A 219-nucleotide genomic window follows, 5' to 3' on the forward strand; every position below is an offset into this window, starting at 1 on the left:
GCTGGCAGGATTCGAACCCACGACCCCTTGGTTCGTAGCCAAGTACTCTATCCAACTGAGCTACAGCCGCACGCAAAAACAAAATACTACTACTTTGAACTGAAAGGGCCTTCGGTTCGGAAGGCCCTCGAAAAAAGTGGCGCGGCTGGCAGGATTCGAACCCACGACCCCTTGGTTCGTAGCCAAGTACTCTATCCAACTGAGCTACAGCCGCACGCA

At 53.9% G+C, this 219-nt stretch carries 1 tRNA gene; it reads right to left on the bottom strand.

Annotation, left to right across the window (positions count from 1 at the left end):
• Nucleotides 1-137 precede the first annotated feature (137 nt).
• Nucleotides 138-214 (bottom strand) — tRNA-Arg (locus SB771_RS37620).
• Between the last annotated feature and the right edge of the window lie 5 nt (nucleotides 215-219).

The sequence above is a fragment of the Burkholderia sp. SIMBA_051 genome, assembly GCF_046534915.1.
Taxonomy (GTDB): Bacteria; Pseudomonadota; Gammaproteobacteria; order Burkholderiales; family Burkholderiaceae; genus Burkholderia; species Burkholderia ambifaria.